Genomic DNA, 7,851 nt, shown 5'->3' with positions numbered 1-7,851 from the left:
GGGGCGGATCCGGGCCAGCGAATACCCGCTGTGGTCGTCGTTCGTCTGGCGCAACGAGGTCTGCGACACCTTCGTCGAGACCGTCGCGGCGCCGTGGTTCGCCCGCGCGGCCGCCGGCACGCCGCTGCTGACCCTGTGGCTGCGCGCGCTCGGCGCCCGTGTCGGACGGGGCACGTGGTGCGAAACCTATTGGCTGCCCGAGGCGGATCTCGTCACGCTCGGCTACGGCAGCACGGTCAACCGGGGCTGTGTGGTGCAGACCCACCTGTTCCACGACCGGATCATGCGCATGGACAGCGTCGTGCTCGAGCCCGGCGCCACCCTCGGGCCGCACTGCGTGGCGCTGCCGGCCGCCCGAATCGGGGCCGGGGCGACCGTGGGCCCCGCGTCGCTGGTGGTGCGGGGCGACAAGGTGCCGGGATCGACTCGCTGGCAAGGCAATCCGATCAAGCCCTGGGCGCCGGGCCGCAAGAAGGGCCGGGCCAAGAACTCGGCGAAGCGGGGCGCCGCGGCGTGAAAGCTCCGGCTAAGAAGTCCGCGCCGGTCATCGACGACTACCTGCCGAAAAGCGGCAATCCCGGCTACCGGGTGTCGCGCTACGAACTCGACCTCGAGTACCGGGTCGCGATCAACCGGCTGTCCGGCACCGCGACGATCACCGCGGTGACGCTCGTCGAGTTGCAGCAGTTCACCCTGGACCTCTCCGGCTCGCTGTCGGTCGCCAAAGTGTCGGTCAACGGCAAACGGGTGCAGCAGTTCTCCTGCCGCGGCGGCAAGTTGCGCGTCCGGCTGACGTCGAAGCTCGCCTCCGGTGCGGCGATGGCCATCGTGGTGCGCTACGGCGGTGCCCCGAAACCCATCCGCTCCCTCTGGGGCGACGTCGGTTTCGAGGAGCTGACCGACGGGGTTCTGGTCGCCGGTCAGCCCAACGGCGCCCCGTCGTGGTTCCCCTGCAACGACCACCCCGGCGACAAGGCCGCCTTCCGCATCCAGGTCAGCACGGAAAGCCGCTACCGCGTCGTCGCCAACGGGAAACTCGTGGCGCGCCGCACCCGGGCCTCGCAGACCGTGTGGACCTACGAGCAACCCGAGCCGACCTCCACCTACCTGGTCACGCTGCAGATCGGCGCCTACGAGCTGGTGCGGCTGGCCCGGGCACCGGTGCCGATCCAGGCGGCGCTGCCCGCGCGGCTGCGGGACGCATTCGAGCATGACTTCGCCCGTCAGCCCGAGATGATGTCGCTGTTCGTCGAACTGTTCGGCCCCTACCCGCTGAGCAGTGGGTACACGGTGGTGGTCACCGATGACGACCTGGACATCCCCCTTGAAGCCCAGGGGATTTCGATATTCGGCGCCAACCACTGCGACGGCACGCGGGGCGCCGAACGCCTCGTCGCCCACGAGCTGGCACACCAGTGGTTCGGCAACTCGGTGACCGCGCGGCGCTGGCGCGACATCTGGCTGCACGAGGGATTCGCCTGCTACGCCGAATGGTTGTGGTCGGAGCGCAGCGGCGGCCCCGGCGCCGACGAACTGGCCCGGCTGCACCACGAGCGGCTGCGCGCGCAGCCACAGGACCTGCTACTGGCCGACCCCGGCGCGCGGCACATGTTCGACGACCGCGTGTACAAGCGTGGGGCGCTGACTCTGCACGCGTTGCGATCCCGGCTCGGTGATGCGAGTTTCTTTGCGCTGCTGCGAGATTGGACGGCACGCCACCGCCACGGCACCGTCGTCACCGACGACTTCACCGGCCTGGCCGCGAGTTACTCCGACGAGTTGCGGCCGCTGTGGCAAGCGTGGCTGTATTCCACGGCGGTGCCGTGACCGGCGGCGCAGCGGCTCAGCCGCCGCCGCCTCCGCCGCCTCCGGCGCCACCGGCACCACCGCCGCCGGCGCCCCCGCCGCCCTGGTCGACGGTCCCGGTGCCGTCGTAGATCAGCGGCGGCGGAACCGGCCGCCCCGGCCCGTTGGCGGGCGGCGGTGGCGGGGGTGGCGGCGCCGGGTTCGGGGCGGGCGCCTGCGGTGCGGCCGGAGCGGGCGGTGCCGCGGTCGCGTCGGGCGCCGGCACACCGACGCCAACCGCCGTGGTCAACGCCGCGGCGCCGCCCAACAGTCCGACTGCCCTACGTATCTCGAAGCTCATCAATTCCCCCAATTCTGTTGAAACCTGCCGTATCAAAGCCGTACCCGGTGCCGTGGTTGCCCAATCACGGCTTGGATACCTGTCAGGTGAACGCGGGCAAAACTTTGTCGGCCAGCAGTTGGACCGATCTCCACGCCTCGTCGGCCGGCATGCCGCCGACGAGCGGGTGCATCACCAGCGGTCCGTAGTCGTCGGAATCCCTGATCTCGGCGATGAGTTCCTGGGGCGTCAGGAACCGGTATCGCCCGGACGCCCTGACCTCCTCGAGGGTCCGCACCCCCGGCAGGTGCATCAGGGAACGCTCCTCGGTGGACCAGCCGCCGTAAGTGACCGCCTCCCAGAGGATGTGCTCGCCGAGCTGCGCCCAGGCCCGCTCCGGATCCTCGTGCAGGAAGATCATTCCGCGATTGACCCGGCCGGGCATGATCACCAGGGGCTTGACGCCGGAGTCCGAACACAGCCGCCGGTAGTGCGCGGCGACGTCGGGCAGGTGGTCGGCCAGGCTCAGCGGCAGGCCGAAGCGCGCCGCGCGCCTCGCCGTGGCGCGCACGCCACCGCCGACGTACAGCGGTGGGTGCGGGCGGCTCCACGTCCCGGTGCAGATGGGCCCACCGGGGTCGGTGCCGGCCCACACCGCCAGCAGCCGGGCGATCAGGGTGTCCATCAGCTCGCCGCGCCGGCCGAAATCGACTCCCAGCGCGTCGTATTCGATCGTGCGGTAACCCAGGCCGACGGTGGTGTGCAGCCGCCCCCGGCTCATGTTGTCCACCAGGGCGATGTCCTCGGCGAGCCGGACCGGGTGCCACAGCGGTCCGAGCGCGCAGTCCACGCTGGCGATCAGCGTCGTCGTGCGCGCCAGGAACATCGCCGCGGCCATGATCGGGTTGCAGCTCCACCCGTGCCCGGTCGCGTGGTGTTCGTCGACACTCACCGAGGTGATGCCGTGCGACTCGGCCCACTGCGCCATCTCCAGCGCGATGCGGACCAGTTCGCCTTGCGTCCGTGGGGTTCCCTGCGGCGAGCCGAAGTTGAAGCGTAACACCGTGAGCAGCATGTCCGGCCTCAGCCCTGCTCCGGCGCTGCCGCGGACCGCAGGAACGCGGCGAAGTCGGGGAACAGCGACCGGTCGACGATCTCGATGCGGGTGCCCGACGAGTCGACGTAGTAGGCGAACAGGGCGAGCCCCGGTGGCGAGACGTCGGCGGTCGCTTCGAACACGAAGCCGTTGTCCTCCAGCGCGCGCGCCGTCGCCGTCAGGTCGTCGGTGAAGTAGCCGAGGTGGTGAATCGCGTTGCCGCGCGGTGCCGTCCACGGGCTGTCGGGTACCTCTTGGATCAACTCCACGTGCGGGCTCTGCAGCGAGTAGACGAACGTCGAGGTGAGTTCGCGGGTGCCTGCGGCGGTGCGGAACGGCAGCGTGTAGCTCATCGGCGCGATCCAGGTGTAGCCGGCCAGCGCGCTCAGGCGCGCCATCGCGTCGTCGAGGTCGGACACGACGATGCCGGTGTGGTAGAAGTCGTCCGGCCGCAGCGCAAACGTCATGATTTCCTCGCCAATTGCTCTTTCAGCCAAGCTGTTTCCCAGAAGTTCGTGCTGCCGGCCAACAGCCTCTCGTGGGCCTGCGCAAGCACGTCGCGGGCGCCGGCGTGGCCCGCGGGCACCAGCTCGGCCAGGTGAATGGCGTGCAGCGGGCGGTCGGCGTCCAGGTGGGCCCGCGCGCGCTGCACCAGCGCCTCGGCGCCGGCCAGCTCGACCACGTCGGCGGCGACGGCGTCGAACCCGACCGGGTACAGCTCGGTGGTCGACCGGTGGTGAAACCAGCCCGAGTAGTTCTCCCACACCGCCCGCACGTCCCAGGACACCTTCCCGTAGCCCTGTCCCACTTCGTATTCCGCGGGCAGGGTGATCTCGCGCATCAGGGTCGCGACGTCTTTGCCCGCGTTCATGCCGGCGACGGTCCGGTCGTGGACGTACCGGACGGCGCCCGCCAGCCGGGTCAGCTCGTCCTGGATGCGCTCGGCGCCCGCGATCGGCGCGAAGTGACCGGTCACCAGCAGGTCCGGTTGCAGCTCGCGCACCCGCTCGACCGAGGCGATGACGGTCAGGGCGTCGCGGTAGCGGTCGCCGCGCATCGTCACCAGGTTGGGGATGTGGCCGAACAGCGCGCCGAAGGCATTGCCGCACAAGCAGATACGTTCCTCCGGTAGCCACACCACCAGCGAGTCGGTGGTTTCGCCGCCGGGCACGGAGAGCAGCTCCAGGCGCCGGCCTCCCACCTCCAGGGTGAGGGTGTCCTCGAAGTCGAGGTCGACTACGGGGACGCTCTGGCCGGGCAGCCGCGTGGTGCCGAGGCGCCGCTGAATCGCGCGGATGCCCGACGCCAGCGTGTCTTTGAAGGCGAACGCGCTGCGGTTGGCGCGGTAGGGCATGAGCCGTTCGTTGTCGTCGCGCCAGGTGGTCCAGTTCGCCTGCGCGACAACGGTCGTGTCCGGATCGCGCACGCTGTCCAGGCCGCCGACGTGGTCCACGTGGCCCTGGGTGATGATGACGTAGCGCACCGGGGAGGGGTCGACGGCGTCGAAGTTGGCGCGGTGCACCGGACCCTCGAAGCCCATGCCGGTGTTGACGATCACCCGGCCGTCGCCGGTGGTCAGCAGGTAGGAGTTGGACAGGCCGGGTGAGCACCACAGCCCCGGGGCGATCTGTTCGGCCCGCTCGGCGGCAGCCGGGCGCATGGCCTCCGCGCCGGGCCGGCTCCGGTAGACCGGTTCGAACCTACTCATCGCGCACGTCGAACCGGTCGAAGTAGAAGCCGAACCGCCCGCGCAGTTCGTCGGCCGAGACGGCAAAGTGGCGCCGCAGGTCGTATCGAATGCGGCCGTGTTTGCCGCGCGGGTTGCCGTCGAGGTACCGCTGGAAGTGCCCGCGCACCTGCGGTGTCAGCTCGACCCCGCCGCGCCGGTAGAGCTCCTCGAGCAGCGGCAGTTCGTTGCCGCCCAGCTGGTGGAAGCCGATGTCGATGCTGCGCTCGGCCGGCACCAGGTCGCGGTCGCGCACGCACGCGCTGAGCAGCCGGTGCACCCGGTCGCTCCAATAGTCCAGCAGCCAGCCCGGGTCGATGCTCGTGCGGCGCAGCCGGTCAGAGTAGGCCATCATCGTGATCGCCGACTGGATGACGGCCGCGGGGTCGCGGTGCGTGAACGCCACCGTGGCGTCGGGGAAGGTCGCCATCAGCGGGCCGAGTTGCTCGGCGTGCTGCGGGCTCTTCAGCACCCAGGTGCGCGGTCCGCGCAGGAAGGTCAGCGCCTGCAGCACCTTCTTCAGGAACGCGTAGTGCCGAGTCTGGTCCAGCCGCAGGTAGTAGTCCCGCCAATCGGGTACGCGCGCATGCCATTCCAGCACATAGGCGGCCAGGTCGAGGTCCAGCAACTCGACCTCCTCCTCGATCGCCTCGGGGAACCGGTCGTGCATCGCCGCGACGGCCGGGGCGCTGGCCATCAGCGCCTCGTGTTCGGCCCTGGCCCGGGCATAGCGGGGGTCCACCCCGAAGATGCCGGGGCCCTGGCCGCGCGCGGGGATGGGTTCCTGGCTCTCCCAGTACGGCAGCGCGCGCCGGCGCGGGTCGGCGGCGATGAGGTTGACCAGATGGGTGGTGCCGGACCGCGGCATTCCGACAACGACGAACGGCTTCTCGATGCGGATCGTCTCGATCTCGGGGTAGCGCTGGATCAGCTCGGTCAACGACAACCGGTTGCGCAGCAGGCGAACCACCCGTTGCCGAAGCGAGCCGCGGGCGAGCTGGCGCAGGCCGGCGTCGGCCTCGATCGCGGCGACGTGCGCGGCCAGCCGGTCGGCGAAGCCGTCGGCCTCGTTCAGGTCCTCGGGGCCGCCGGCCTGCTCGCAGGCCTCGGCACGCATCCGCCCGACGTCGAGGTCGACGGGCCTGGCCTCGGTGTACTCGAGGATCTGGCGCTGCACGTCGGTCAGCCGGGGCGCCGTCAGGTCGTCGAAGTCGATGTCGGCGACGTCGGGGCCGACAGAGCCCATGCGACCGCCTCCTCGACGTGGCGTCGAATAGTCGACGTACCATTCGAAATATGACCGAGACGGTAACGGTGCCCGCGAGTCGCCGTCAACCGGCCTCCCCGCCGACCGAGCGGGTGGTGGCGATCATGCGACTGCTCGGCGCGCAGCCCGCGCGCGCGTTCTCGCTCGCCGAGATCACCCGGGAACTGGGCATCAGCCGCGCCACCGGCCACGCCATCCTGGCAACCCTGACCGCCCACCACTGGGTGGTGCGCGACCCGGCGACCGCCGCCTACTGCTGCGGGCCCGGGGTGGCCGCGCTCACCCGGGACGGCGACCGCGTCTACCACGGCATCCTGCGTGAGCTCGCCGAATCCACCGGCGCCCAGGCGTTCCTGGCGCGGCGCGCCGGCAACACCGTCGTCGTCGTGGACAGCGCCGGCGAATCCGCGTCCGGGATGCGCGTGGAGCGCGGAACGCGCATCCCCCTCGTCGCGCCCTTCGGGCGCGACTACCTCGCGTGGAGCGCCGCCGGGGCGCGGCGGGCCTGGCTGGAGGGCCTGGGCACACCGTCGGCGGCCCTGTCGCGGCGAATCATCGCCGTTTTCACCGAGATTCGCCGGCGCGGCTACGCCGTGGAGCGGCTCAGCCGCGAATACCTGCGGGTGTACGCCGCGCTCAGCGCGCTCGGCGGGGACGGCGAGCCCGACGCGATCACCCGGCGACTGGCGCGGGCGTTCGCCGACCTCACGGTGATCGACGTGTTGCCCGCCGAACTCGCCGACGCCCGCACGCACAGCATTGCCACCGTGTCCGCGCCGATCGCCGACGAGGACGGGCTGGTCACGATGTCGGTCAGCGCGGCGCCGTTCGCCGACCTCTCCGCGGCCGGGGTCGAGCGGTTGGGCGGCCAGGTCCGCGCTGCCGCGGCACGAATCGGGGCGCTGGCGGGCGGGGCTACAGGTTAGCCAGGTCGTCGGGGACGTCGACCATGTGCTCGATCAGCGTCTCGAGTGGCACCACCTCGAGCGTGCGCTCGTGGGTGGAGGCCAGCACCACGGGGGCGGCGCGGCCGTCATCGTGGGCCCGCAGCCAGTTCAGGGCGGTGACGCACCAGCGGTCGCCGGGCAGCAAGCCCGGGAAGCGGTATTCGGGGATCGGTGTCAGCAGGTCGTTGCCGATGGATCGCTGGTGTTCGAGGAACTCGGTGGTCATCACCGCACAGATCGTGTGCCGGCCCCGGTCCTCGGGCCCGGTCGCGCAGCACCCGTCGCGGTAGAAACCGGTGAGCGGGTCGGTGCCGCAGGGTTCGAGCGGGCCGCCCAGCACGTTACGATCAGGCACCCCCTCAGTATCGCGCCCCGGGGTACGAACTTCGAACGTAAATTTCGCCTCCACGTCATACCCACCGGACGATAGGTTTTCTGCCGTGATACTCACCGGAGCGTTCCTGGCTGAGGGTGCCAGGACTGTGAACAACAAGCTCGACGTGTCGGGCGGCGTGCTGGCGCGGTTCGCGCTCGGCCCGGACCGCACCGCCCGTTTCGTGCTCGTCGTGCTGACCCGTGCCGACGGCGAGGACGGCGATCGCCGGGTCGAGGTCAAGATCGTCCCGCCGACACTCGACGAACCGCTGCGCATGTCGTTCGAGGCCCCCGAAGCCGCGGTCGGCGAATTCC

At 70.8% G+C, this 7,851-nt stretch carries 9 protein-coding genes and 1 pseudogene; 4 read left to right on the top strand and 6 right to left on the bottom strand.

Annotation, left to right across the window (positions count from 1 at the left end; genetic code table 11):
- Nucleotides 1–517, top strand: a pseudogene (locus AC2VOR_RS14180) (amino acid adenylation protein); the annotation flags it as partial.
- Nucleotides 514–1,827, top strand: coding sequence for a M1 family metallopeptidase (locus AC2VOR_RS14175; protein WP_486963981.1), 1,314 nt, complete (start codon nt 514–516; stop codon nt 1,825–1,827). The pseudogene AC2VOR_RS14180 and the gene AC2VOR_RS14175, both read left to right, overlap by 4 nt.
- A 16-nt stretch (nt 1,828–1,843) precedes the next feature.
- Here AC2VOR_RS14175 and AC2VOR_RS14170 read toward each other — a convergent pair whose 3' ends face one another.
- The 5 genes from AC2VOR_RS14170 to AC2VOR_RS14150 all read right to left on the bottom strand — a co-directional run bounded on the left by AC2VOR_RS14170 (nt 1,844) and on the right by AC2VOR_RS14150 (nt 6,193).
- On the bottom strand, nt 1,844–2,146 hold the full coding sequence (locus tag AC2VOR_RS14170; RefSeq protein WP_461479917.1) for a hypothetical protein: 303 nt from the start codon (nt 2,144–2,146) through the stop codon (nt 1,844–1,846).
- Between the two features lie 82 nt (nt 2,147–2,228).
- Entirely contained in the window at nt 2,229–3,200 is a 972-nt protein-coding gene (locus AC2VOR_RS14165; RefSeq protein WP_369736478.1) for an LLM class flavin-dependent oxidoreductase, read from the bottom strand.
- 8 nt (nt 3,201–3,208) lie between these two features.
- The gene (locus AC2VOR_RS14160; protein WP_369741382.1) at nt 3,209–3,691 is read right to left on the bottom strand and encodes a VOC family protein; all 483 of its coding nucleotides are present in this window, start codon (nt 3,689–3,691) and stop codon (nt 3,209–3,211) included.
- Nucleotides 3,685–4,929 carry an MBL fold metallo-hydrolase gene (locus AC2VOR_RS14155; RefSeq protein WP_486963980.1) on the bottom strand — a complete coding sequence of 415 codons (1,245 nt, stop codon included), beginning with the start codon at nt 4,927–4,929 and terminating at the stop codon, nt 3,685–3,687. Before AC2VOR_RS14155 ends, AC2VOR_RS14160 begins: the two co-directional genes overlap by 7 nt.
- Nucleotides 4,922–6,193 (bottom strand): sulfotransferase family protein, encoded by a 1,272-nt coding sequence (locus AC2VOR_RS14150; RefSeq protein ID WP_407686174.1) that lies wholly within the window; start codon nt 6,191–6,193, stop codon nt 4,922–4,924. Before AC2VOR_RS14150 ends, AC2VOR_RS14155 begins: the two co-directional genes overlap by 8 nt.
- Nucleotides 6,194–6,243: 50 nt before the next feature.
- Between AC2VOR_RS14150 and AC2VOR_RS14145 the strand changes: the two genes are divergently transcribed.
- Complete coding sequence (locus tag AC2VOR_RS14145; RefSeq protein WP_486963979.1) at nt 6,244–7,140, top strand: helix-turn-helix domain-containing protein; 897 nt, start codon at nt 6,244–6,246, stop codon at nt 7,138–7,140.
- Here AC2VOR_RS14145 and AC2VOR_RS14140 read toward each other — a convergent pair.
- The gene (locus AC2VOR_RS14140; protein ID WP_407686172.1) at nt 7,130–7,516 is read right to left on the bottom strand and encodes a DUF2237 family protein; all 387 of its coding nucleotides are present in this window, start codon (nt 7,514–7,516) and stop codon (nt 7,130–7,132) included. The two genes, AC2VOR_RS14145 and AC2VOR_RS14140, sit on opposite strands and share 11 nt — an antisense overlap.
- An 85-nt stretch (nt 7,517–7,601) precedes the next feature.
- Here AC2VOR_RS14140 and AC2VOR_RS14135 point away from each other — a divergent pair.
- On the top strand, nt 7,602–7,851 hold a 250-nt coding region (locus AC2VOR_RS14135; protein ID WP_486963978.1), incomplete at its 3' end, for a hypothetical protein.

This window comes from Mycobacterium sp. TH-M103, from assembly GCF_057473785.1.
Note: the sequence above shows the minus strand (reverse complement) of the source record. Positions and strands in the feature narration are given on the sequence as shown.

Coding starts and splice junctions, on each gene's coding strand:
- AC2VOR_RS14170 (WP_461479917.1), bottom strand. CDS start 2,146: ATGAGCTTCGAGATACGTAGGGCAGTCGGACTGTTGGGCGGCGCCGCG.
- AC2VOR_RS14165 (WP_369736478.1), bottom strand. CDS start 3,200: ATGCTGCTCACGGTGTTACGCTTCAACTTCGGCTCGCCGCAGGGAACC.
- AC2VOR_RS14155 (WP_486963980.1), bottom strand. CDS start 4,929: ATGAGTAGGTTCGAACCGGTCTACCGGAGCCGGCCCGGCGCGGAGGCC.
- AC2VOR_RS14150 (WP_407686174.1), bottom strand. CDS start 6,193: ATGGGCTCTGTCGGCCCCGACGTCGCCGACATCGACTTCGACGACCTG.
- AC2VOR_RS14145 (WP_486963979.1), top strand. CDS start 6,244: ATGACCGAGACGGTAACGGTGCCCGCGAGTCGCCGTCAACCGGCCTCC.